Origin of the sequence: Paraburkholderia sp. GAS333, from assembly GCF_050435665.1 — a bacterium.
GTDB lineage: Bacteria > Pseudomonadota > Gammaproteobacteria > Burkholderiales > Burkholderiaceae > Paraburkholderia > Paraburkholderia fungorum_A.
Genome location: NZ_JBNDKS010000001.1, coordinates 1,967,172 through 1,992,843, shown reverse-complemented (window position 1 = coordinate 1,992,843; position 25,672 = coordinate 1,967,172). Strand labels below are relative to the sequence as shown.

Below are 25,672 nucleotides of genomic sequence, written 5' to 3'. Positions count from 1 at the left end.
AAGCGCCGGGCTGCCGGGTCGGGCAGCCCGGCTGGCGCGATGGCCGGGCGCGCCGCGGTCATCGCTAGCCAGGCGGCGGCAGCCCGAATCGCCCGCGACCGGGCGCAAAACTTCGCGACGAGCGCGTCGCGGTCCATCAAGCCAATCCGCCATTGGCCCGCAGCACCTGCCCATTCACCCAGCCCGAATCGACCCCCGCCAGAAACGACACCACGGCGGCGATATCGTCCGGCTGACCCAAACGTTGCAGCGGCGGCATTTTCGAGAACGTCTCGATCTGCTCATCGGTCTTGCCTTCGAGGAACAATGCCGTCGCGATCGGACCCGGCGCGACCGCGTTCACTGTGATGTTCCGGCCGCGCAATTCCTTTGCAAAAATGTGCGTGAACGATTCGACGGCCGCCTTGGTCGCCGTATAGATCGCATAGCCCGGCATGTTCAGCGCCAGCACCGTGCTCGAAAAATTGACGATGCGTCCACCGTCGTTCATCCGCGTAGCGGCTTCACGCAACGTGTTGAAGGTGCCGCGCACGTTGATGTCGAAGGTCTGGTCGTATAGCGCGTCGCTGGTATCGGCGAGCGGCACGGTCTTGAGCACACCCGCGTTGTTGATCAGCACATCCACCTTGCCGAGTTGCTGCTCGGTGATCTCGAACAGGCGCCGCACGTCGTCCACCTTCGATACATCCGCCTTGACCGCAATCGCCTTACCGCTTGCCGCCGTCAGTTCGGTGACGAGCGCGTCCGCTTCCTTCGAGCTGGACGCGTAGTTCACGACGACCGCCAGACCGTCTTTCGCGAGCCGCTGCGCGATCGCCGCGCCGATGCCCCGCGATGCGCCGGTGACGATAGCAACGCGAGCGTTGTGAGTCGTGTTCATGATTCGTTTCCTTCGATCAATGGTTCGTTGAGCAAGTGAGACGAATCATGACCGCTTTTGCGACGAAGATAATCAGGTTAGACTGACCATCATCATTCCATTTGCTTTAACAATAAGCGGTTATGCAGCCAAAGATGGCTGGACCGCGAGCGGGCGTCGACCATGGATCGTTTCGAGGAAATGCGGGTTTTCGTGCGGATTGCCGAGCGGCAGAGCTTCACGCGCGCGTCGGACGATCTGCAGATTCCCCGCGCGACCGTCACCAATCTGATGAAGCGCATGGAGCAGCGGCTCGGCGCGCGGCTGCTGGAGCGCACCACGCGCACGGTGCGGCTCACGCCCGATGGCGACGCGTATTACCGCCGTTGCGTCCGGCTGATCGCCGACATGGAAGAGGCCGAAGGTTCGTTTTCGAACCTCGCGCCGAAGGGGCTGCTGCGGGTGAATCTGCAAGGCACGCTTGCGCGTTACTTCGTCGTGCCCGCGTTGCCGGCGTTTCTCGCGCGGTTTCCCGACATCGAACTGACGATTGCCGAAGACGACCGGCTGGTCGATCTGGTGCGCGAAGGTATCGACTGTGTGTTGCGGGCGGGCAATCTGCAGGATTCGTCGATGGTCGGGCGGCGCGTCGCCGAATTGCGTCAGGTCACCGTCGCGAGCCCGGCGTATCTCGCTGAATATGGCGAGCCTGCCGATCCGTCGGAACTGTCCACGCATCGGGCGGTGAATTACGTGTCGAGTGCGACGGGCAAGCCGGTGCCGCTCGAATTCAGCGTCGATGGCCGCGATATCGCGATGGTGCTGCCTTCGGCGGTATCGGTGACGGGCGCCGACCTGTATGCCGGGTCGGCGCTCGCAGGACTCGGCATCGTGCAGGTGCCGCAGTACCGCGTGGCGGGCGACCTCGCCGCCGGACGCCTCAGGATCATCCTCGCGGATTTCCCGCCGCCGCCGATGCCGGTCTCGGTGTTGTATCCGCAGAATCGCCAGTTGTCGTCGCGCGTACGGGTGTTCGCGCAATGGCTGCGCGACATATTCGAGGCGGCGGAGAAGGCGCAGCGCCTGTCGTAAGCACGCTTCTGGAACAGCGAGGTGGTAGAAGCACGCTGCGCGTCACCGCCTTCCTGGTAACATCGCAGCATCCTGAAACCGTTCGAAGGAATCGAACATGTTGTCGGAAGACGAACTGGCTTTGCTCGACGCGATCCGCGAAACCGGCAGTCTGTCGCGCGCGGCGGCGCGGCTTGGCAAAGCGCCGTCCACGATTTCGCATGCCGCGCGCCAACTCGAAACGCGCTTCGACGCGTTGCTATTCGACCGGCGTCGCTATCGCCTGCAACTGACGCCCGCCGGCCAGCTTCTCGCCGATGAAGCCGCGCGTCTGCTGCTCGACATGTCGCGCATGACGCAGCGTGTGCGGCAGATCGCGAGCGGCTGGGAGGATCGGCTGTGGGTGGTGACGGACGAGATCCTCGAATTCGAATTGCTGATGCCGGTGGTGCGCGCGTTCGATGCGCTCGACTCCGGCGTCAAGCTGCGTTTTACGCACGAAGTGCTGGGCGGCACGTGGGAGGCGCTGCGCGACGGCCGCGCGGATCTGATCGTCGGCGCGACCAACGAGCCGCCGGCGATTCCCGGTTTGCGCTGGTTCGAACTCGGCGTGATGGAGTGGGTTTTCGCGGTCTCGCCGCGCCATCCGCTTGCGTCGGTCGAGGGGCCGCTGGGCCGCGAGCAGATACTCGCGCATCGCGCGGTGGTCGTGGCGGATTCGTCGCGCGCGACTGCCGGGCGAGCGTATGGAGTGATCGGCGGGCAGTCATCGCTGGCCGTGCCGAGCATGCGTGCCAAGATTCTCGCGCAGCGCGATGGCCTGGGCGTAGGGTGGGTGCCGCGTCAACGGGTGGCGTCGTTATTGAAGAGCGGCGAACTGATCGAGAAGACGACCGCCGATCCGCGCGAGCCGAACGTGTTGTATGTCGCATGGCGCGGCGATCACGAAGGGCGCGCATTGCAATGGTGGCTTGAACAGTTGCGGCAGCCGCGATTGGCGAAGCGTCTCGTGCGCGGCGTCGATATAACGATGGGCGGGTAGAGGTGGGCCATTTTCCCGCGTCAGAAAGCGTCTTTTCTGCTGCGGGCATGGCGTCTCATGGGATCATACGCACCGTGCCGGGCAATTCCGCTTTCTGCACAGTAACGGTAACAGTGACAGGAGCAGGGCAATGATCGATGGACTGGTGGGCGGGCGGTTATACGGCGAGGCGCAGATTCGCACCGGGCAGAACGGCAGGCGTTTCGTGACCTGCAAAGTGCGGGCGACCACCAACGACGGCGATACGATTTTCGTCAACGTGATCGCTTTCGACGACGACGTGCAGACCGCGCTACTCGCGTTGTCCGACGCCGACAGCGTCGCGCTGAGCGGGACCATTACGCCGAAGGTCTGGACCGACAAGAACGGTCTCGTCAAACCGGCCGTGGACATGATCGCCCACAAACTTCTGACCGCCTACGACGGCCGCCGCGACGCCGAAGCCTGACGCGTTTTCTCCGGCGCCGCGCCCGCTTCGCGGAGATAGTCGACGAAGCGGTCCGCGACCGGCTCGGTGTCCGCGTTTCGTCGCAGTAGCAAAACCTGCGACAGCAACGTCTCGCCGCGCAGCGGCAAAAAGCACACACGCGGGTCCTGCACCTGCTGCAACGTGTACGGCACCAGCGCCACGCCCATGCCGAAACCGACCATCGTCACGACGGTTTGCCACAAGCGCGCCTCATGGCGAATCAGCGGACTGAAACCGGCCCCGACGCATTGCGCGATGATCAGGTCGTGATAATGCGGCGACACGGTACGCGGAAATAGAATGAACGGCTCCTGCGCGAGCGCGCGCAGATCGACTTTGCGTTTGCGCGCGAGCGGATGGGTCGCGGGCAGGCAGCACAGAAACGGCTCCGAAAATACCGGCGACGAAATCACGTCCGACGGAAAATTGCCCCAATGCGCGCAGCCCATGTCGATCTGCATCCGCTGGATGGCGTGGACCTGCTCGCTGGTGTTCATCTCCTTCAAGACGATTTCGACGCCCGGATAATCGGCCTCGAATCGGCTCACCGCCTGCGGCATTCCGCGATACAGCATCGAGTTGACGAAGCCGATTCGCAGCCGTCCTGCGAGCCCATGCGCGGAGCGAACCGTGATGCGCTCGGCCTCGCTCGCCTGCAATAACAGGCGGCGCGCTTCGCCCAGCAGCACCTGCCCGGCATTGGTGAGCGCGACCGATTTGTTGGTGCGCGCCAGCAGTTGCACGCCGAGTTGCTCCTCGAACTTGCGGATGTCGAAACTGAGCGCGGGCTGCGAAATGAACAGCCGTTTGGCCGCGCGGCCGAAATGAAGCTCTTCGGCGACCGCCACGAAATAGCGAAGTTGCTTGAGGTCCATGGAGGTCTCCGGTTTCTTATCGATAAGCGTTGTCTATCGTACCGGATATAAGTTGTATTAGACGATTATCGACGCCGCTTCTATGCTGGCTCCACAACGCATCCATGATGCATCCATGACACATGGGCCAGGAGACAGGCATGACCAACATCAGCGATATCAGCGGCATCGTCGCGCGGCCGGAAAACGGCTCGTCCAATATCCCCGATAGCCGGGGCATCAACTTCTTCACCAGCGATCCCGATTTCGCGCGGCTGCTGAAACTGCATCTCGGCGACGCGTTGTATCGGGAACTCGAAAGCCAGTTCGTTTCGCTCGGTCAGCGCGCATCGGACGAACTCGACCTCTGGGCGCTTTCCGCCGACAAAAACCCGCCGCAATTGCACCACCGCACGCGTCGCGGCGAGGCACTGCAAAGCATCGACAAGCATCCCGATTACGTCGCGCTGGAACGCGTCGCCTACGCGGAGTTGGGGCTCGCGGCGATGAGCCACGACACCCAGTCAGGCAGAACAGCGCCGCCGCCGCTCGTGAAATACGCGTTGACGTTCCTGTTCGTGCAGGCGGAATTCGGCTTGTGCTGCCCCGTCAGCATGACCGATTCGCTGACTCGCACGCTGCGCAAATTCGGCGCGCCCGAACTGGTCGCGCGTTTTCTGCCGATGCTCGCATCGCGCGATTTCGACACGCTGTTTCAGGGCGCGATGTTCATGACCGAGCAGGCGGCGGGCTCCGATGTCGCGCGTATCGCCACGCGGGCAACGCGCGGAACCGACGCGAACGGCGAGCCGGAATGGCGTCTGTCCGGCGACAAATGGTTCTGCTCGAACGCCGACGCCGACCTCGCGATGGTGCTCGCGCGCCCCGACGATGCACCGCCCGGCATCAACGGGCTCGGCCTGTTCCTGCTGCCGAAAACCTTGCCCGACGGCTCGCGCAACAGCTACCGGATCGTGCGTCTGAAGGACAAGCTCGGCAGCCGCTCGATGGCGAGCGGCGAGATCGTGCTCGAAGGCGCGGTCGCGTATCTGATCGGCGAAGTGGGGCGCGGTTTTCATCAGATGGCCGACATGATCAACATGTCGCGGCTCTCGAACGGCGTGCGTGCTGCCGGGTTGATGCGGCGTGCGGTGACGGAAGCGCTGCATATCGCGCGAAACCGCGAAGCATTCGGCCGCAAACTGATCGACATGCCGCTGATGCAGCGGCAACTGCTGAAGATGATGCTGCCCGCCGAACAGGCGCGCTCGATGTTCATCCGCATCGCGCAGTTGCTGCCGCTCGCCGATGCGGGCGACCGTCAGGCGGCGAAATGCGTGCGCATTCTCACGCCACTGATCAAATTCCGCGCGTGCCGCGACGCGCGCCGCGTGACCGGCGATGCAATGGAAGTGCGCGGCGGCACCGGCTATATCGAGGAATGGAGCGACGCGCGGCTCGTGCGCGACGCGCATCTCGGCTCGATCTGGGAAGGCACCAGCAACATCGTCGCGCTCGATATCGCGCGCGCGGCGAAACGCGACGGCGCGCTCGAACCATTGCGCGACTACCTGAACGATTTGCTCGGCGCGGCCGGTTTGCCGGCCCAGAGTCTCGCGTTGCTGCGCTTGACCTTGACGCGGGCTTGCGATGCACTCGCGAGCGTGGCCGATTCCGGTCGCGACGAGTGCGTCCGGCAGGCGGGCTCGGCGTTGTATCACGCGAGTACGGCGGTGCTGATGGCGTGCGAAGGCGTGCAACTTGCGCCGGATTACCGGCGTCTGGCGCTCGCGCATCTGGTGGTGCGGCACAAGTTGCTGCCGTCCGATCCGCTCGATCCGTACAGCGCAACGGACGATGTCGACGTGATCGACGCGCTCGTCGATGGCCGCGCGATCACGCTCGGTCAGGCGATCCAACTGCTGCCCGCAGGAGCCGCGCAATGACCGCCGCGACGCATCAAACTCAAGGCGCGCTGCAAGGCATCAAGGTCGTCGATCTGAGCCGCGTGCTCGGCGGCCCGTACTGCACGCAGGCGCTCGCCGATCACGGCGCGCAGGTCATCAAACTGGAACCGCCGGACGGCGACGAAACACGCGGCTGGGGGCCGCCGTTCTATGGCGACACCGCGTGGTATTTCGCGGGCGTGAACCGCAACAAGCAGGGCATCGCGGTCGATCTGTCGCGTGAAGAAGGCCGCGCGATTCTGTGGCAGCTTCTCGACGACGCCGACGTGCTGGTCGAAAACTTCAAACCCGGCACGCTCGCGCGCTGGGGCATGGACTACGAGCGCGATCTGCGTGTGCGCTTTCCGAAGCTGATTCATTGCGCGGTGTCGGGCTTCGGCCCCGACGGCCCGCTCGGCGGCTTACCCGGCTACGACGCCGCGATTCAGGCGATGACCGGCCTGATGAGCGTGAACGGCGAGCGCGACGGACCCGCCACGCGGGTCGGCTTGCCGGTGGTCGATATGGTGACTGGCCTGAACGCGCTCGCGGGCATTCTGCTCGCGCTCGCCGAGCGCGCGAAAAGCGGGCACGGCCAGTCGATCGATATCGCGTTGTACGACTGCGGCGTGTCGCTGCTGCATCCGCATCTGCCGAACTATTTTGGATCGGGACGCACGCCGCAGCGCAGCGGCAACGCGCACCCGAACATCACGCCGTATGACAGCTATCGCACCGCGACCGCGCCGATCTTTCTCGCCGTCGGCAACGACCGGCAATTCGCGCGGCTGTGTGCGCATCTTGGCGCGCCCGAACTCGCCGGCGATCCGCGTTACGGTGACAACCGCAGCCGCTGCGCGCATCGCGAGCCATTGAAAGCGGCGCTCGAAAACCTGCTCGCCGCGCACGACTGCGAACCGCTCGCGCAGGCGCTGATCAACGCGGGTGTGCCGTGCGGCCCGGTGCAAACGGTCGATGTCGTCGCGCGCCATCCGCATACGCTGCATCGGCAGATGGTGGTCGAGATGGGCGAGTATCGCGGCACCGCCTCGCCGATCAAGTTGTCGCGCACGCCCGCCACTTATCGCAGCGCGCCACCGTCGCTCGGCGCCGATACGCGCGACGTGCTCGACGCGTTGGGGATCGACGCGGCCACCCAGCAGCGCCTGTTCGACGCGGGCGTGCTGAAGGCCGACGGACGTGAGGCATCCGAAGCAAAGGCGCACCAGGCCGAGGTAGCCAAAGCCTGACCCACCAGCGGTTTCCCGGCGACGGCACACAGATAGCCGCGCCTCCCAGAAGAATGACCTTGGAGACAGACACATGAATCGCGCATCCGACGACCACGCCGCCACCCGGCAACCCACGCGCGCGGCAGCGGCCGCTTTTGTCGGCACCACGATCGAGTGGTACGACTTTTACATCTACGCCACGGCATCCGCGCTGATTTTCGGCAAGCTGTTTTTTCCCGGCAGCGATCCGTTTTTCGCGACGCTCGCGTCGTTTGGGACCTTCGCGGTCGGCTTCTTCGCGCGGCCTTTTGGCGGACTGGTGTTCGGCCATCTGGGCGACCGCATCGGCCGGAAGAAGGCGCTGGTGGCGACGCTCGCGATCATGGGCGTCGGCACGGTCGGCATCGGCTTCCTGCCGACCTACGCGAGCGCGGGCATGTGGGCGCCGGTTCTGCTGGTGCTGCTGCGGGTCGCGCAGGGCGTGGCGATCGGCGGCGAGTGGGGCGGCGCGGTGCTGATGGCGAGCGAACATGCGCCGAAGGGCAAGCGCACGTTTTTCGCGTCGTTCGCGCAGTTGGGCAGCCCGGCCGGGTTGATCCTGTCGCTGCTGGCGTTCCGCGCGGTGGCGTCGATGGATAAAGATGCGTTTTTCAGCTGGGGATGGCGCCTGCCGTTTCTTGCGAGCGCGGTGCTGCTGGTGGTCGGTCTGCTGATTCGCGCAGGCGTCGGCGAATCGCCGGAGTTCAATGCGCTGAAAGCGCAACGGAGAGTCGCCGCGTTGCCGGTTGCCGAGGTCGTGCGCGATTCGTGGCGCACGCTGCTGCTGTGCCTCGGCGCAAACGTGATCGGCGTGGCCGGTGCGTGGTTCGTCAACACGTTCATGCTGAATTACACGACGCAGACGCTCGGACTCGACCGCTCGCTGATTCTCGACTGTCTGTTCGTGGTCGCGTTTATCCAGCTATTCACGCAGCTCGGCTCGGGATGGTTCGCGCAACGCATCGGCACGGGGCGTTTCCTGAAGGGCGCGGCGGCGCTGGCGATGCTGTCGCCGTATCCGATGTTCGCGCTCGTGTCGACCGGCCGGCCGGTGGCGATCGTGATCGGCGTCGCGCTCGCGGTGATGTGCATGTCGAGTTCGTATGCGGTGATGGCGGGGTTCATGTCGACGGCGTTTCCGGTGCGCGTCCGCTATTCGGCGATCTCGCTGTCCTATCAGGTCTGCGCGGCATTGGCCGGTGGTTTGACGCCGCTGATCGGGACCGTCCTCGCGCATCGTTATCCGGGCGCATGGTGGCCGCTCGCCGTGTTTTACAGTTGCCTCGCGGCCATCTCGCTGGTGTGCATCGGCACGCTGGAGCGCCGCAAGCGGGGCGCGGCGCGAGGCGTCGTCGAAGTCGCCTGACGGTTTTCCCTGAACCGCTGCGGCTGCCATTGCAATATCGAGTTCGATTGACCCCGCGAAACGCCTGGAAAGGACGCGTTCGTGGTTAACCCCACGTCATACGCGCCCGACATAATGTCATCCTCAAGCGCTCAAAAGCCGCCTACCATCAAGGCGAGCAGACTCAATGACAGGGGAAGTCATCATGAATCGCTTTCGTTCGCTAGGAGTGGTGACGGGCGCGGCGCAATTCGCCAGCGCCGACGTGCTGAGCCGGATGAGCGTGGCGTCGAACCGGCCCGGCGCGGGCCGTCCTTTCGACCTCGTTCTCGAACAGCGATCCTGGCAAGGCTCCGTTTCACCGGATGCGCCGGACGCCGCGAATGCGCAGTTCAGGATTCATGTGTTCGATGCGATACGCACGCTCGAAAAACGCGGCGTCGACGCGATCGTGCTGCCGTGTTTTCTCTGCCATACCTTTATCGACGAGTTGTCGGCCAACGTCGGCGTGCCGGTCGCGAACATCATGACGGCGCTGAATGCGCATGTGCGGCGCGCCTTCCCTTCGGTGCGCCGGATCGGTGTGCTCACGTCCGCGACGATCCGCGAAAACGGCCTTTTCGAGCGTTACTTCGACGCAGGTCGATTCGACGTGCTGCATCCGCGTAGCGAGACCGGGATCGACTGCGTGTCGGGCGCCGTGTATGGCGACGAGGGCATCCGGAACGGCCGTCTGTTCGGCCGGCCGGTCGAATTGCTGCGCGCAGCTTGCGCGGACCTGGTTGCCCAGGGCGCCGAACTGATCGTGCCGGGACTCGCGGAAATCGGCCTCGTCAAACGTGCGCTCGGTGCGCTCGAGGTGCCGTTCGTCGACGCCAACCAGGTCTATGCGCGCTATGTCGCGTCCGATCAATATTCGCAGCCGGACACGCGCTTCAAGCTCGGCGTGGTCGGCGGCGTCGGGCCTGCGGCAACGGTCGATTTCATGGCGAAGCTGGTGCGCAACACGCCGGCATCGCGCGACCAGGACCATCTCAAGGTGATGGTCGAGCAGAATCCGCAGATTCCGGATCGAACCGACGCGCTGCTCGGCCACGGCGACGACCCGACGCTCGCGCTGTATGCCGCATGCAAAACGCTCGAAGAGGGCGGCGCGAATCTGATCGCGATTCCGTGCAATACCGCGCATGCGTTCGTCGAGCAGATTCAGCCGTCGTTGAGGGTGCCGATCATCAATATGCTGACCTGTACCGTCGATTATCTGCGCGAGAGTTTTCCGACGCTGCGCGAAGTGGGCGTGCTGGCGACCTCGGGCACGCTCGCAAGCGGCGTGTATGAGCGGTCGCTGCAGACGCGCGGCTTCGTGCAGATTGCGCCCGCCGCGTCGGCGCAGGCGCGGCTGACGAACGCGGTGTATGGTCCTCGCGGCGCCAAGGCGGGTTACACGTCGGGCGAGTGCGCCGACGATGTCGCCGCCGCAGTCGACGATCTCGTTGCCCAAGGCGTGCAGGTGATCGTACTGGCATGCACCGAGTTGCCGCTGCTGTTGCGCGACGCGGTGCTGGCGTGTCCGGGTGGACGGGTGGTGCGGCTGGTCGATCCGACCGAGGTGCTGGCTCGGGCTTGCGTGGCGCATGCGCTGGGTCAGCGCGGCGTGCGGGATGGCGCCGGGGCGGGCGCGGGTGCTGACGAAACCGCATCGGCGCAAAGTCCGGTTGGTGCGGAGAGCGCTTACGGCTAAGCGGCGGCCGCTGGCTTCTTCACACCGATGGCCTGATCGCTCTTCGTTATTTTTCTCTGCCGGGCCCTTTGCGCCTGGCTTCAACCGCCTTCCGAATCGGCACAACCCTTGCTGCCACCATCCAGTGTCTCCCGCTTTTGCCGTCATTCACGCCCGCTACACTTCGGGGCACCCTCCCGGCAGGGTCATGGAAAACTGTATAGATATACAGTATAGTATTCCGTTGCAAGCCGGGCTTCGGCGCGTCTGCGCTGCCACCCCGGCTGCACCGAACTTGCGCGGTCGCGAGGCGTCCGTGACATGTGGCCCACTCGGGCCCGCCCATTCAGACATTCATTCAGACGGTCGGAAAAATTGTCATCTAACGGCACTATCAAGATCCGCGGCGCGCGCCAGCACAATCTCAAGAACATCGATCTCGACGTACGAACCGGCGAAATGACGGTCGTTACCGGGCCGTCCGGGTCCGGTAAATCGAGCCTCGTGTTCGACACGCTTTACGCGGAAGGCCAGCGGCGCTATGTCGAAACCTTCAGCGCCTACGCGCGTCAGTTCCTCGACCGCATGGACCGGCCGCAGGTCGACCGGGTGGACGGTGTGCCGCCTGCCATCGCGATCGACCAGACCAATCCGGTGCGCAGTTCGCGTTCCACCGTCGGCACGATGACGGAGTTGAACGATCACCTGAAGCTGCTGTATGCGCGCGCAGCCGAATTGTTCGACCGCAATACCGCACAGCAGGTGCGCCACGACACGCCGGAAACGATCTACGCCGATCTGCTCGCTCGTACCGAGCAGGACGAACCCCGGCTGGTGGTCACGTTTCCCGTCGAGTTGCCCGAATCCGCGTCGGAACAGGAAGTGGAGCAATGGCTGTCCGCGAGCGGCTACACGCGTGTGCAGGCGCAGCGCGAAGTCGATTCGCCTACCGGTAAGCGCAAGGTGCTCGACGTGGTGGCCGACCGTTTCCGTTTGCGTTCGGTGGACAAGCAGCGGGTGGTCGAGGCGATCGAGGCGTCGCTGAAGCGCGGTGGCGGGCGCGTCAATATTTACGTGCTGCCCGCGTCGTCTGAAGCGGCGGAGGGCCAGAGCGCCGAGCCGCCAATCTGGCGGTTCTCCACGGGCTTGCACAACCCGGACAGCGATCTGCGTTATGCCGACCCGCAACCGGCGCTGTTCTCGTTCAACTCGGCTTACGGCGCGTGTGAAGTGTGCAGAGGCTTTGGACGCGTGATCGGCGTCGATCTCGGCCTCGTGATTCCCGACGCGCGCAAGACGCTGCGCGACGGCGCGATCAAGCCGATGCAAACGCCCGCGTGGAAAGAATGCCAGGACGACCTGATGCGCTACGCGGCGAAAGCCGACATTCCGCGCGGCACGCCTTGGGGCGAGCTGACCGATGCCGAGCGCGACTGGGTCATCAACGGTTCGCCGGACTGGAACGGCAAGTGGCAAACCCATTGGTACGGCGTCAAACGCTTCTTCGAATATCTCGAATCGAAAGCGTACAAGATGCATATCCGCGTGCTGCTGTCGAAATACCGTAGCTATACGCCGTGCGAAACCTGCGGCGGCGCGCGTCTGAAAACGGAATCGCTGTTGTGGCGTCTCGGCACCAAAGCGAATGCGGACGACGTGCTGGCCGCGGAGCGCCGCTTCATGCCGCGCGGTGTCGACTGGACACGCGCGCAACTCGAAGCGTTGCCGGGTCTGACCGTGCACGATCTGATGCTGATGCCGATCGAGCGCATTCGGCGCTTCTTCGACGAAATCAGTTTGCCGTCCGCGTTGCTGGACGACGCATTGAAGCTGCTGCTCGCCGAAGTGCGTACCCGTCTCAAGTATTTGTGCGACGTGGGCCTCGGTTATCTGACGCTCGACCGGCAAAGCCGCACGTTGTCGGGCGGCGAGGTGCAGCGGATCAACCTGACCACGGCGCTCGGCACGTCGTTGACCAAAACGCTGTTCGTGCTCGACGAGCCGAGCATCGGGCTGCATCCGCGCGATCTGAACCGGATCGTCGAGGCAATGCATCGCCTGCGTGACGCGGGTAATACGCTGGTGGTGGTTGAACATGATCCGTCGGTCATGCTCGCGGCGGATCGCCTGATCGATATGGGTCCGGGCCCGGGCGAGCGGGGCGGTTCGATCATTTACGACGGCGCGCCTGACGCGATCCGTTCGTCGGGCACGCTCACCGGCGAATATCTGGGTGGCCGCCGGCATGTGGCCGACGCCGCGCACTGGTCGCCACGTCCGGTCGATGCGAAAACGCCGCGTATCGTGCTTGAAGGTGCAACCGAACACAACTTGCGCGACGTCACCGTCGAGATTCCGTTGGAGCGGCTGGTCTGCGTGACGGGTGTGTCGGGCTCCGGCAAGTCCACATTGCTGCAGGACGTGCTTTATCCGGCCATGGCCCGTCATTTCGGTCTGGCCACCGAATCACCCGGCGCATTCAGAAGCCTGACCGGTGCGGATCAGGTGACCGACGTCGTGTTCGTTGATCAGTCGCCGATCGGCAAAACGGCACGTTCGAATCCGGCCAGCTACGTCGGCGCATTCGACGAAATTCGCAAGCTGTTCGCCAAGGCGCCGCTCGCGCAGCAACGCGGCTACGGCCCCGGCATGTTCAGCTTCAACTCGGGCGACGGCCGTTGCCCGACCTGCGGCGGCTCGGGTTTCGAGCATATCGAAATGCAGTTCCTGAGCGACGTGTATCTGCGTTGTCCTGATTGCGACGGGCGCCGTTATCGTGCAGAACTGCTCGAAGTGAAGATCGAGCGCGGTCAGCCGGCTCGCGCGCTCAGTATTGCCGACGTGCTCGAATTGACCGTCAGCGAGGCCACTGCGTACTTCGAAAAGGATGCCGAAGTATTGCGCGTGTTGCAGCCTATCGTCGACGTGGGTCTCGAATACGTGAAACTCGGTCAGCCGGTGCCCACGCTGTCGGGCGGCGAAGCGCAGCGGCTCAAACTCGCGGGCTTCCTCGCGGAATCGGCGCAGGCGCGCACCGCTAGAAGCGCGAAACAGGCGGTGCCAAAACGCCTGTTCATGTTCGACGAACCCACCACCGGCCTGCATTTCGACGACATCGCCAAGCTGATGCAGGCGTTCGGCAAACTGCTGGCGAGCGGTCATTCGCTGATCGTGATCGAACACAATCTCGACGTGATTCGCGCGGCCGACTGGCTGATCGATCTCGGTCCAGAAGGTGGCGACGGCGGTGGCCGCGTGCTGTGCGCGGGCACGCCGGAAGACGTCAAACAGTGTGCCGAATCGCATACCGGCGAAGCGTTGTTGCAATACGACCGCGCGATGGGCGCGGCGGCTGAACCGGTGTCGCAAGGCATTCCGTTGCAGAAGGCGCTGAGCGCTGCGCGTGCCCGACGAGCAATCGAGGGCGAAGACGTGGTGCGCATCGTCAACGCGCGCGAGCACAACCTGAAAGCGCTGGACGTGGATATTCCGCATGGCAAATTCAACGTGATTACCGGCGTGTCGGGGTCGGGCAAATCCACGCTTGCCTTCGACATTCTGTTCCACGAAGGGCAGCGCCGTTACCTCGAGTCGTTGAACGCGTACGCGCGCTCCATCGTGCAACCGGCCGGGCGTCCGGAGGTCGACGCCGTGTACGGCATTCCGCCGACCGTCGCCATTGAACAGCGTCTCTCGCGCGGTGGCCGCAAGAGTACGGTCGCGACCACGTCGGAGGTCTGGCACTTTCTGCGTCTGCTGTATGTGAAGCTCGGTTTGCAGCATTGCATTCACGACGGCACGCCGGTGACATCGCAAAGTGTCGAGTCGATCGCGGCGCAATTGCTGCGCGATCACAAAGGCCAGCATGTCGGTTTCCTCGCACCGCTGGTCGTCAATCGCAAGGGCGTTTATACGGACCTCGCGAAGTGGGCGAAGGCGCGCGGCAATACGCATCTGCGGGTGGACGGCGAGTTTGTGCCGGTGGACCCGTGGCCGAAGCTCGACCGCTTCCGTGAGCACACGATCGAATTGCCGGTGGTGGACCTGGTCGTGTCGGCGGATCACGAAGCCGAATTGCGTGAGGCGCTCGACCAGACCCTCGAAATCGGCAAGGGTGTGATGCATCTGCTTGCGCCGCTCGACGGTCTGCACGACGCCATTAGCGGAGGTCGCGCCACGGCGAAGCTCGGCACGGTGAAGGTGCTGTCCACCAAGCGCGCGTGCCCAATGTGTGGCACGAGCTACCCCGAACTCGATCCGCGCATGTTCTCGTACAACAGCAAGCACGGCTGGTGTACGACCTGTGTCGGTACGGGGCTGTCGCTCACGCGGGAGCAACGCGCGGCGTATGACGACACGATCATCGTCGAAGACAATCGGGGCCGCGAGCAGAGCTTGCCATCGGAAGAGCAGGAGCCCGAAGGTCTTGCCGACGAACCGTGTCCGGATTGCTCGGGCACGCGTCTGAATCTGACAGCGCGCGCCGTCACGTTCAATACACAATCGATTACCGATGTCGCGCAATGGACCGTGTCCGACACGCGCGCGTGGATCGACACGTTGGAAATGACCGGTCGCGACGCGGAAATCGCGCGTGACGTGATCAGCGAAATCGGCAGCCGCCTGCAATTTCTGGAAGAAGTTGGGCTCGGTTATCTGAGCCTCGATCGCGCGGCGCCCAGTTTGTCGGGTGGCGAGGCGCAACGTATCCGGCTCGCCGCGCAACTCGGCAGCAATCTGCAAGGTGTGTGCTACGTGCTCGACGAACCGACTATCGGTTTGCATCCGCGCGACAACCAGATTCTCCTGAACGCGTTGCGCAAGCTGGGCGAAAAGGGCAATACGCTGGTGGTGGTCGAGCACGACGAAGACACGATTCGACGTGCTGATCACATCATCGATATCGGTCCGGGCGCGGGCAAGCGCGGCGGTACGCTGGTCGCGCAGGGCAGTGTGGCGGAACTGTCCGCACAGCCGGATTCGCTGACCGGACAGTTCCTCGCCAATCCTATCGTGCACCCGTTGCAGCCGCGTCGTGAAGTGGTCGCGGCCGGTAAACGCTCGGCCGCGGTGCCGGAAAACTGGCTGACCGTGCATGGCGGAAAGCTGCATAACCTGCGCAATGTCACGGTCGGCATTCCTTTGTCGCGGCTTGTCGCGGTGACAGGCGTCAGCGGTTCAGGCAAGTCGACGCTCGCGCGCGATGTGTTGATGACCAATCTGCTGGATGCGGTCGGGCGCTCGGTATTGTCGTCGCCGGCCACTCGGCGTGCGCGTGCGGCGGCTGAGGAAAAGCCCGCTGCCAACCGGCGTTCCAGCGTGCTCGCGCGATCCGCGCCGCGTGCGCCGCTGAACGTCACGCATGCTTGGCAAGGGTGCGATTCGATCACCGGGTGGGAAAGCATCGACCGCGTGCTTGAAGTCGATCAAACGCCGATCGGCAAAACGCCGCGTTCATGTCCGGCCACTTACATCGGCGTGTGGGATGCCATTCGCAAGCTGTTCGCGGGCACGCTCGAGGCGCGTGCGCGTGGCTACACGGCGTCGCGTTTCTCGTTCAATACCGGCGACGGGCGTTGCCCGGCTTGTGAAGGGCAAGGCGTACGCACTATCGGCATGAGCTTCCTGCCCGACGTGAAGGTGCCGTGCGATGTTTGCCACGGGCAGCGCTTCAATCCGGAGACGCTGGCAGTCACGTGGCGCGGCAAGAATATCGGCGACGTGTTGACGATGGAGATCGACGAGGCGGTCGAGTTCTTCTCGTCGATTACGAACATCGGCCACCCGTTGCAGTTGATGAAAGACGTCGGGCTCGGCTATCTGACGCTCGGCCAGCCGTCGCCTACGTTATCGGGCGGAGAGGCGCAGCGCATCAAGCTCGTCACCGAATTGAGCAAGGTGCGCGACGACATCACGCGGCGCGGTCAGAAGCCGCCGCATACGCTGTATGTGCTGGATGAGCCGACGGTCGGCTTGCACATGGCCGACGTGGCGAAGCTGATCCGCGTGCTGCATCGTCTTGCAGATGGCGGCCATAGTGTCGTCGTGATCGAGCACGATCTCGATGTGATTGCCGAAGCCGACTGGGTTATCGACCTCGGTCCCGAAGGCGGCGTAGGCGGCGGGACGATCGTCGCCGCGACGGATCCTGAAGGATTGGCGCGGGTTGCGGCTAGTCATACCGGTGCCGCATTGCGTCCGGTACTCGCACGCGCGCAGAACAGCACGGCACGAGTCGCGGGCGAAGGCACGAACGGTTGAAGCAGGGCGGAGCGGCGCGCCTTGAGTGCGTCGCTCCGGTTAAGCCCAGCGGCTGCGCATGTAGTCGCAGTGTCACCGTCTTGCTAAATACCCGGGTGGCATAACAACACAGAAGACGCCCAGGGCCTTACTCGCCCAATACATCTCCGTATTCGTTGGCTATATGTAATTTATTGGAATTAATTTGTAATTACGCAGAATGGATAATTAAAGCGAGTATTAAAACTGTCGTAAATACGCTAAATAATTTATAAGCGCTATTTTTCTTCTGCTATCCTCCCGACGCCCAAAACCTGTTCCTTTCCTGCTCTCATCGCACTCTGCAAGCGTGCTCGTCGCGAGCAATAGAGGTGCATTGAATGCGCTGCGAAAAGCCCGCCAGGTAAGGCGTTCAGGTTTCGGTGACTCAATTCGATCTGCCGCTTCGGAGCACGTCACAACAGCGCAAGAGTGTGCTGACGTCTGTCCAGGTGAGTGGCAAGATGCGAGTTATTCTCTGCCCGATATTCGCTTTTTCTTTTAAAGCGATACGACTTCGGCGCCAATTAGAGTTATTCATCTAAACTTAGTATTCTGTCATCAAAAAAAGTTTGACCGTTTATTTTTTGTCCTGCTATTGTTGCCTCCCATGACGCGCATGTGACGTTCACGCCAAAAGTTCCATCGACTTCGGCTCGAGTCCCTTACGTTGTCTTTAGCGGTCATGCAAAGCGGAAATGAACGAGTCGACATTGATCCATTAGTACGCCTATCCGTACGTCTACCTGGTTCGATCATTCGCCGCGCGTGACGCGTTGCCGACGCTCGCCCTTACTTCAGCCACGATCATCCGATTCTGGTTGGGAAGGGGTTCGTCAATTTGGATTCCGAATCAAATAGTTAGTCCGAGCGAATCGGATGAAGTGGACGTTGTTCGCCGTAGGTATGCGTATTCCAGTTTCAGAAATGAACGATTCACGCCGGAGGAGTCAAGGTGGGTACGAAAGTTGAAGGGCAATTTCCGGCAGCATCAGGCGGGATGGAAAGGCCGGGACGCCCGCGCGAGTTCGGGCGCAAGCAGCAAAACCCGGTTCGCCGCTTCGGCGGTATCGCCATTGTTTTGCTGCTGCACGTCGTGCTGATCTACGCACTTATCAATGGCCTCGCCACCAAAGTCGTGCAGGTGATCCAGCATCCGATCGAAACGAAAATCATCGAGCCGGTAAAGCCGCCGCCTCCGCCGCCGTTGCCGACAGTGCAATTGCCGCCGCCGAAATTCGCGCCACCACCGCCGCCGTTCGTGCCGCCGCCCGAGGTGCCGGTGCAGGCACCGCCGCAACCGACCATCGCACATCAGGCTGCGCCGGTCGTCTCTGCGCCTGCTGTGGCGCCGCCCGCACCGCCGGCCCCGCCCGCACCGACCAAACCGGTCAGCACGGAAGTCGGCGTCGTGTGCCCGAATTCGGATCAGATCCGTTCGTCGATCCGCTACCCGAAAGAGGCGCAGGAAAACAATGTGACGGGCGACGTCGTGATCGAGTTCGTTGTCGATCCGCAGGGCCATATTACGAATGAGCGGGTTGCGAAGTCCGCAGACGATTCGTCACTGGATCGCGCTGCCTTCAACGCAGTCAAGCAGTTCTCGTGCGTTTCCCAAGGCCAGGCTGTCCGTGTGCAAGTTCCGTTCTCGTTCAATTTGAACTGAATTCACCGGCTGTCCGGTTCCGGTAGCGATTTATCAGTCTGGGTTTTGACGTTGTACTAATGAACATGGAGCAGGCATGAAGAAGCGTACTCTCGCCGCACTGGCGGCAAGCATGTTGATCGCCGTCACCACGGTGGACTTTGTCGCGCCGCAAACGGCGCATGCACAGGCTAGCGACGCGACCGCGTCGGCTGCCGCACCGGCTACGGCCGCGCCGCAAACAGCGGGCTCCGCCGCCGACGAAGCCGTGCCGCCGCCGATGCCGGCCACGTCCGAAACCGTCAGTAACCCGTACGGTCTCGGCGCACTCTGGAAGAACGGCGACTTCGTGGCGCGCTTCGTTCTGATCCTGCTGGTGATCATGTCGATGGGTAGCTGGTACATCATGATCACCAAGTTCCTCGAGCAATTCCGCGCCAATCGTCGTGCGAAGAGTGCTGATGAACAGTTGTGGAGCGCGCCGTCGCTGGTCGAGGGCGCGAAGCTGCTCGACGAAGCATCGCCGTTCCGCTTCATCGCCGAGACGGCTATCGAGGCAGGCGAGCATCACGACGAAGCGTTGCTCGAAGCAGTGGACCGTAATACCTGGATCGATACATCGGTCGAGCGCGCAATCACCAACGTATCCAATCGTCTTCAAGACGGCCTGGCTTTTCTTGGTACGGTCGGTTCGACTGCGCCGTTTGTCGGCCTGTTCGGCACGGTGTGGGGTATTTATCACGCGCTGACGGCAATCGGTATTGCAGGCCAGGCATCGATCGACAAGGTCGCGGGTCCGGTCGGCGAAGCGCTGATCATGACGGCAATCGGCCTCGCGGTGGCTGTGCCCGCCGTGCTCGGCTACAACTTCCTGGTTCGTCGCAACAAGTCGGTGATGGAGCGTGTGCGTGCGTTCGGCGCACAACTGCATACGGTTCTGCTGGCCGGCAGCCGCCGCTCCAAACGTGCCGCGACTCGCGAAGCGTCGCTGGTTCAATAAGCGGAGTCCGTCATGGCTATGAGCGTTGGGCAGGACGATAACGACGAGGTCATCTCCAGTATCAACACCACGCCGCTCGTCGATGTGATGCTGGTTCTGCTGATCATCTTTCTGATCACGATTCCGGTGGTCACGCACACGGTCCCGGTGCAGTTGCCGAAGGAGACGATCCAGCCGTTGCAGACCACGCCGAAAAGCATCGTCATTGCGGTCAATCGCGACGGCGACTTCTTCTGGGACGAGAAACAGGTCGACGCGCCGACGCTACTGACACGCCTGAAAAGCGTGTCGGTCATGACGCCGCAACCGGAAGTCCACGTGCGCGGCGATCAGAGCACGCGCTATGAATTTATCGGCCGGGTCATTACCGCGTGCGAACGCGCCGGTATCGCGAAGGTTTCGTTTATCACCGAGCCGCCCGCACGCGGCGGCTAACTTTGCACGGGACCGGACTCGCGCGTTGAACCGCGAGGTCCGGTCGACAGGAGGCGATCATGGGAATGAACGTATCGTCGGGCGGTGGTTCCGAGCCGGACGTAATGGTCGATATCAACACCACGCCGTTGATCGACGTGATGCTGGTGTTGCTGATCATGCTGATCATCACGATTCCGATCCAGACGCACGCGATCAAGATGAACTTGCCGGTGGGTAATCCGCCGCCGCCGATCACGCAGCCGGAAGTGGTGCAGATCGATATCGATTTCGATGGCACGACGACGTGGAACGGACAGCCTGTGCCGGATCGCGCGGCGCTCGAATCCAGGCTTGCGCAAGTCGCGGCGGAACCCGTGCAAGCCGAGATTCATTTGCGGCCGAACAAGCTGGCGCCATACAAGGACGTCGCTGCGGTCATGGCATCCGCGCAACGAATCGGCGCGACGAAAATCGGGCTGATCGGCAACGAGCAGTACATGCAATAGGAAAGGGCAATGCAAACGATCCATCGACGATTCCGTCGCGCCGTCATGGCGGCCGCTATGGGCAGTCTTTCCGCACTCGCCATGCTGCCGTCGCTGTCGCATGCGGCAGACACGCTGCGCCCGGACGTGGCGAAACCGCTGAACGATGCACAGAACCTGTACCGCGCGCACAACTACAAGGGCGCGTTGACGAAGATCGATCAGGCTGCGGCCGTGCCGGGCAAGACGCCGTACGAGAGCACCGTGATCGAGGAGATGCGTGGTGCGGCTGCGGCGGCTGCCGGTGACTCCGCGGTCGCTGCTCAGGCATACGAAACATTATTGAGTTCGGGACATCTCGCGGGCGCGGACGAACAGCGCACTGAGGCGGCACTCGCGGGCATCTATTTCCAGCAGAAGAACTACGCGCAAGCCGCTAAAACAGCGCAGCGTTATCTGAAGGCGGGTGGCAACGATCCTGATATGCACACGTTGCTGGTTCAGTCTTACTACTTGTCGAACGATTGCGCGAGTGTGGTGAGCCTGCTCAAACCCACCGTCGATGCACAGGTTCACGCCGGTCATGTGCCTGACGAATCGCAACTGCAATTGCTCGGCACTTGCGCACAGCGCGTGAAGGACGACGCGACGTATCGCAGCACACTCGAAAAGCTGGTCGCGTATCACCCGAAGCAATCTTATTGGGACGATCTGTTCTCGGCCATCCGCAACAAGCCGGGCTATGCATCGACACTCGATATCGACACGTATCGTCTGCGTCGCGCCACCGGTTCGCTGACTTCCGCCGACGACTACATGGAGATGACGCAACTCGCTATCGTCGCGGGCATCACGGCTGAAGGCAAACAGGTGATTGACCAGGGCTTTACGTCAGGTGCACTCGGACACGATCCGCAGGCCGAGCGTGAAAAGCGCCTGCAGGCGTTGGCAGCAAAACGCGCACAGGCACCCGCCGATCCGGCGAACCCGGTCGCGCCAGTTGATGTCGCTTTCAACGAAGTTTTCGCGGGACAGGCAAAGCAGGGTCTCGCGGGAATGGAGGCAGCAATTGCAAAGGGCGGTCTCGATCACCCGGACCAGGCGCAACTGCATCTCGGCGAAGCCTATTACCTCGCTGGTGAGAAGGCGCGGGCCGTCCAGGCGTTTCGTGCGGTTAAAGGCACTGACGGTTCGGCCGATCTCGCTCGTTTATGGGTACTGGTGGCATCGAAATAAGAACATTCATAGTCAGGCTCTTTCCTCTCTCCTGGTAAAGCGCGTGTTTAACGCGGTTGTACTCGCTATTGCAATTCGATTGCAAACGCGTCTTTACCCTGAGAGTCGGCGCTTGTCGTTTTTTCAGAATCACATTCATCACGTTATTCATGACGATTGGTCACTGCCTTAACGGTGGTGTCTCAGGGAGGATGTTGGTATTCGACTAAACATAATTAGCTTTTATCAAACTATTTTTGACTACAGGATTCTGTCTTGCTATGGTTTTGCCACTCGATAACAAGGCACACATTGCAGTCGCTATAGGAAGCAAGATTCGCGCGCTTCGCCAACGGCTCAAGCGAACGCTGGATGAAGTGGCAACGACTGCGGGGATTTCCAAACCCTTTCTGTCGCAGGTTGAACGGGGGCACGCAACACCTTCAATTACCTCACTGGTTGGTATTGCTCGCGCTTTAGGCGTTACGGTGCAGTACTTCGTCGACACACCGACCGAAGACAAATCGGTGCGCAGGGCGAGTGAGTTGAAGTACTTCGGATTCGACGGAACCGCTAATCGATTTGGGCGGCTCACGAATCTGTCGGTAGGCAGCAAGCTGGAAGTGATTCTCGTCAGGATGCCGGTGGGGCAGAACCCGTCGGAAGTCACGACGCATGCGGGTGAAGAGTTTCTGTATGTGATGAGCGGCCAGATATCGCTCACCCTGGAAGGTACGACGTTCGTATTGCAGGCAGGTGACACCGCGCATTACGAGTCCACCGTGCCGCACGCCTGGTCCAATACTGCCGGCGAAGAAGCAGTGCTTGTGTGGGTAGGTACTCCACGATTGTTCTAGTGTCGTATTACTGGTTTCGTTCCTTCTCGCAAAGGTAGTCGATCCACATTCATAAGTATGCCTTAAGGGTAAATCGAGTTTGAAAAACCGGTATTGCGTACGACGCATACGTGATGCCGATTGAAACAAGAAGATAAGAAAAGAGAAAGCGCTGCGCATTTCGTTTGTAAGAAATTAGTAGTCCGAGTTTGAATGATTTGAAGAACTCCGTCTTGATGGACGGAGCGGCTTTAAACGGAACGCGGCGCAAGATCGCCGTATATCGAGTGGAGAGGTCCACAAGATCTCTCATCACATATAGCTGTGGCCTTACTGACGAGCGAGAAGGGGAAAAATGAAACAACGGGCATTGGCGTTGGCCATCAAAAGAATAATTTGGGCTGAACTGGCGTTGTCGGCTGCAATTGCCGTTCCGGCATTTGCACAAAGCCAGCCGGCCGCAACCGGAACGGCGACGGCTTCAACGACGGCGGAAAGCACGCCGGCTGCGGCTGCGGCGGCGGTTCCTGCATCGGGTGCGGCTGCGACATCGTCTGCGGACAGCGGCGCGACGACGACGGGCAAGGGCAACGTTCAGCAACTGAAGAAGTTTGAAGTGACCGGTTCGCTGATCCGCAGCTCGGACAAGGTCGGCTTCAATCAGGTTCAGACGGTGACGCAGAAGGACATTCAGAATAGCGGCGCAACGACCGTTGCCGACTTTCTGCGTACGACTTCAGCCAACTCGGCCAATAGCTGGAGCGAAGGGCAGGCGGGTAACTTTGCGGCGGGCGCAGCCGGTATTGCGTTGCGCGGCCTCAGCGAAAAGTACACACTGGTTCTCGTCGATGGTCAACGCGTTGCTCCGTTCGCGTTCTTCTCCAACAGCGTCGATTCATTCTTCGACCTGAACACGCTGCCGCTGAATTCCATTGATCGCATTGAAATCGTGAAGACGGGGGCGGTGTCGCAATACGGTTCCGATGCTATTGCTGGTGTCGTGAATATCATTACGAAGCACGACTTTCAGGGTCTGCAACTCGATGGCAGCTATGGCAGCGCGATCAACGGCGGCGGCGGACAGGGTACGACCAAATTCGGCGTGCTGGGCGGCTTCGGCGATCTAAACTCCGACCGCTTCAACGTCACTGCCGCAGCAAGCTTCTACAAGGCAAACGGCATTACACTCGCCGACCGCGACACGACGCGCGATCAGGACTTCACTAATCAGCCCGGCGGTCTTTCACTACTCGCGCCTTCGTACTGGAATATGCCGGACGGTAGCGCGCAGGCATTGGGCGGCTGCCCATTTGGCAGCTCGGTACGCCCTGCAGCGACTAATTCGCTGACGGCGGGATCGGCCGGCACAGTCTGCGGTCTCAACACTGCAGAAGGCATGTCCATCGCGCCGATGACCGAGCGTCTGAACGCGAAGATTCACGCAGACTTCAAGATCAACGATACGACGACGGCGTTCGGTGACTTCCTTGTCAGCAGCAATTCGACGACCACGAGCGACGGGTTGTGGAACAACGTCATCGGCAATCCGCAGAACCCCGCGCTCGTGTGGAACCCGCAAACGAAGCTGCTCACGCCGTTCAATTTCACGGTGCCCGCGAGCAATCCGTACAACCCGTTCGGTGTTGCGACGCCGCTCACGTACGCGTTCCCGAATACGGTTTCGGAGCAGACGGATTCCACTTACTGGCGTGCGTCTACCGGCCTGAAGGGGTCGTTTAGCTTGCCGCACGGTGACTGGGATTGGGCCACTTCGATCAGCCACTCGCAAAGCACGGTTGCCAACGAGTACAACAATCAGTTGAACGTTGCCGCGCTGACAAATATCTACCAGAACGGGACCTTCAATTTCGCCAACCCGGCCGCGACGCCTAACGGGCTCAACGGGTTGTACATGAATGCGGACAACCTCGGCATCTCGAAGCTCGATACGGTCGATGCAACGTTGTCGACGCCGAACCTGTTTCATCTGCCGGCAGGCGACGTGGGCCTCGGTTTCGGCGCGCAATTCACCCACCAGAGCGTGAACGTGGAGCCCGGCGCTGCCTACGAGCAGGGTCTCGTGATCAGCCCGGACCTGCAGGTGGTCGACGGCCAGCGCAACGTCGCGGCCGTGTATTACCAGATCGACATTCCTATCATCCAGAACCTGACGTTTAGCCAGTCGGGCCGTTACGACCACTACAGCGATGTCGGTGGCGCCTTCTCGCCGCGTTTCGCGCTGCGCTATCAACCGGTCAAGGCACTGACGTTCTATACCTCGTATAACCGCGGCTTCCGTGCGCCGACGTTCGTTGAAGACAGCAAGTCGCAAACGCTCGGCATTCAGGTCGATCCGAACACGGGGCAGAACTACACGTCGATTACAGAGGGCAATCCGAATCTCGCGGCTGAGCGCACACGCAACCTCAACATCGGCTTCCAGATGTCGCCGACCCGCACCACCGATGTCGGCTTCGAGTGGTACAAGATTCGCGTCGATAACGTTATCGGCCAAGGCGAGCCGTCGCAGGTTGTTACCGATGCAAACGGCAATCTGCTATACAAGGTCATCCCGTATCAGAACCTCGGCTATCTCGACACGAACGGTTTCGAAGGCACGTTGCGTCAGGCGTTGCCGACCAAGGTTGGTGTCTTTACGTTGACGGCTGATTGGGCCTACGTGAACAGTTTCAAGCTTGGTCTCGTGGGTGAAAGTCCGATCAACGGCGCGGGTAACAACTACACGCTCACGCAACCGTTCGGCGGCAGCTTCCCGCGCTGGAAGGGCAACACCACGCTGGACTGGACGTATCACAAGTTCGACGCGGCTTTGACGTGGCAGTTCACTGGTCCGTACGCGCAGAATCTGGCGGCAGCACCGGCACCGTCCAGAATCGGCTCGTATAGCCAGTTCAACCTGATGATGACGTACACGGGCTTCAAGAACTGGACGATCTTCGGCGGCATCGACAACATCTTCAATCGCGCGCCGCCGTACGATCCGATCTTCGCTAACGGTACGCTCGATCAGACTGGCTACGATACGTCGCTGTACACGTATTTCGGCCGCTTCGCCCAGGTCGGCGCGACGTATAAGTTCTGATGCGCGGATAGATTGCTTGTCGATCGTACGATCGCAAGATAGGCCGACCGCTCCGGCGCGCGTAATGCGCCGCCGGAGCGGTGTACTTTTTGGCGATGCATAGTGTGAGTACCCG

18 protein-coding genes are annotated in these 25,672 nt (G+C 61.9%); 15 read left to right on the top strand and 3 right to left on the bottom strand.

The window, feature by feature from the left end; genetic code table 11:
- Positions 1-136: 136 nt before the first annotated feature.
- On the bottom strand, positions 137-880 hold the full coding sequence (locus tag ABH945_RS08815) for an SDR family oxidoreductase (RefSeq protein ID WP_429250302.1): 744 nt from the start codon (positions 878-880) through the stop codon (positions 137-139).
- Positions 881-1,042: 162 nt separating this feature from the next.
- On the opposite strand from ABH945_RS08815, the gene ABH945_RS08810 reads away from it, so the two are divergent.
- From ABH945_RS08810 to ABH945_RS08800, 3 genes are all read left to right on the top strand, one after another.
- Positions 1,043-1,951, top strand: coding sequence for a LysR family transcriptional regulator (locus tag ABH945_RS08810; RefSeq protein ID WP_429250301.1), 909 nt, complete (start codon positions 1,043-1,045; stop codon positions 1,949-1,951).
- A gap of 97 nt (positions 1,952-2,048) precedes the next feature.
- Positions 2,049-2,972: a LysR family transcriptional regulator gene (locus ABH945_RS08805; protein WP_429250300.1), complete on the top strand. Its 924-nt coding sequence runs from the start codon at positions 2,049-2,051 to the stop codon at positions 2,970-2,972.
- Between the two features lie 130 nt (positions 2,973-3,102).
- Positions 3,103-3,420, top strand: coding sequence for a single-stranded DNA-binding protein (locus tag ABH945_RS08800; RefSeq protein ID WP_074763619.1), 318 nt, complete (start codon positions 3,103-3,105; stop codon positions 3,418-3,420).
- Here the strand turns inward: ABH945_RS08800 and ABH945_RS08795 are convergent.
- Positions 3,390-4,316, bottom strand: coding sequence for a LysR family transcriptional regulator (locus tag ABH945_RS08795; RefSeq protein ID WP_074763620.1), 927 nt, complete (start codon positions 4,314-4,316; stop codon positions 3,390-3,392). The genes ABH945_RS08800 and ABH945_RS08795 overlap by 31 nt on opposite strands.
- Positions 4,317-4,474: 158 nt before the next feature.
- Here ABH945_RS08795 and ABH945_RS08790 point away from each other — a divergent pair, with 158 nt between their 5' ends.
- From ABH945_RS08790 to ABH945_RS08740, 11 genes are all read left to right on the top strand, one after another.
- Positions 4,475-6,241 carry an acyl-CoA dehydrogenase family protein gene (locus tag ABH945_RS08790; protein ID WP_429250386.1) on the top strand — a complete coding sequence of 589 codons (1,767 nt, stop codon included), beginning with the start codon at positions 4,475-4,477 and terminating at the stop codon, positions 6,239-6,241.
- Positions 6,238-7,491, top strand: a complete 1,254-nt coding sequence (locus tag ABH945_RS08785; RefSeq protein WP_429250299.1) for a CaiB/BaiF CoA transferase family protein — start codon at positions 6,238-6,240, stop codon at positions 7,489-7,491. Before ABH945_RS08790 ends, ABH945_RS08785 begins: the two co-directional genes overlap by 4 nt.
- A 73-nt stretch (positions 7,492-7,564) precedes the next feature.
- A complete protein-coding gene (locus ABH945_RS08780) occupies positions 7,565-8,878 on the top strand; it encodes an MFS transporter (RefSeq protein ID WP_429250298.1) in 1,314 nt (437 codons plus the stop codon).
- Positions 8,879-9,062: 184 nt separating this feature from the next.
- On the top strand, positions 9,063-10,598 hold the full coding sequence (locus ABH945_RS08775; RefSeq protein ID WP_429250297.1) for an amino acid racemase: 1,536 nt from the start codon (positions 9,063-9,065) through the stop codon (positions 10,596-10,598).
- A gap of 300 nt (positions 10,599-10,898) precedes the next feature.
- Entirely contained in the window at positions 10,899-16,838 is a 5,940-nt protein-coding gene (uvrA, locus tag ABH945_RS08770; RefSeq protein WP_429250296.1) for an excinuclease ABC subunit UvrA, read from the top strand.
- A gap of 973 nt (positions 16,839-17,811) precedes the next feature.
- Positions 17,812-18,522 carry an energy transducer TonB gene (locus tag ABH945_RS08765; protein WP_074763626.1) on the top strand — a complete coding sequence of 237 codons (711 nt, stop codon included), beginning with the start codon at positions 17,812-17,814 and terminating at the stop codon, positions 18,520-18,522.
- Between the two features lie 76 nt (positions 18,523-18,598).
- Complete coding sequence (locus tag ABH945_RS08760) at positions 18,599-19,501, top strand: MotA/TolQ/ExbB proton channel family protein (RefSeq protein ID WP_429250295.1); 903 nt, start codon at positions 18,599-18,601, stop codon at positions 19,499-19,501.
- Positions 19,502-19,513: 12 nt separating this feature from the next.
- The gene (locus ABH945_RS08755; RefSeq protein WP_074763628.1) at positions 19,514-19,936 is read left to right on the top strand and encodes an ExbD/TolR family protein; all 423 of its coding nucleotides are present in this window, start codon (positions 19,514-19,516) and stop codon (positions 19,934-19,936) included.
- Between the two features lie 59 nt (positions 19,937-19,995).
- A complete protein-coding gene (locus ABH945_RS08750; protein WP_074763629.1) occupies positions 19,996-20,424 on the top strand; it encodes an ExbD/TolR family protein in 429 nt (142 codons plus the stop codon).
- A 9-nt stretch (positions 20,425-20,433) separates the two neighbouring features.
- Positions 20,434-21,639 (top strand): tetratricopeptide repeat protein, encoded by a 1,206-nt coding sequence (locus ABH945_RS08745; protein ID WP_429250294.1) that lies wholly within the window; start codon positions 20,434-20,436, stop codon positions 21,637-21,639.
- 260 nt (positions 21,640-21,899) lie between these two features.
- Positions 21,900-22,475, top strand: a complete 576-nt coding sequence (locus ABH945_RS08740) for a helix-turn-helix domain-containing protein (RefSeq protein WP_074763631.1) — start codon at positions 21,900-21,902, stop codon at positions 22,473-22,475.
- A 309-nt stretch (positions 22,476-22,784) separates the two neighbouring features.
- Here ABH945_RS08740 and ABH945_RS08735 read toward each other — a convergent pair whose 3' ends face one another.
- A complete protein-coding gene (locus ABH945_RS08735) occupies positions 22,785-23,039 on the bottom strand; it encodes a hypothetical protein (RefSeq protein ID WP_429250293.1) in 255 nt (84 codons plus the stop codon).
- 31 nt (positions 23,040-23,070) lie between these two features.
- On the opposite strand from ABH945_RS08735, the gene ABH945_RS08730 reads away from it, so the two are divergent.
- Positions 23,071-25,557: a TonB-dependent receptor gene (locus ABH945_RS08730; RefSeq protein WP_429250292.1), complete on the top strand. Its 2,487-nt coding sequence runs from the start codon at positions 23,071-23,073 to the stop codon at positions 25,555-25,557.
- Positions 25,558-25,672: the final 115 nt, after the last annotated feature.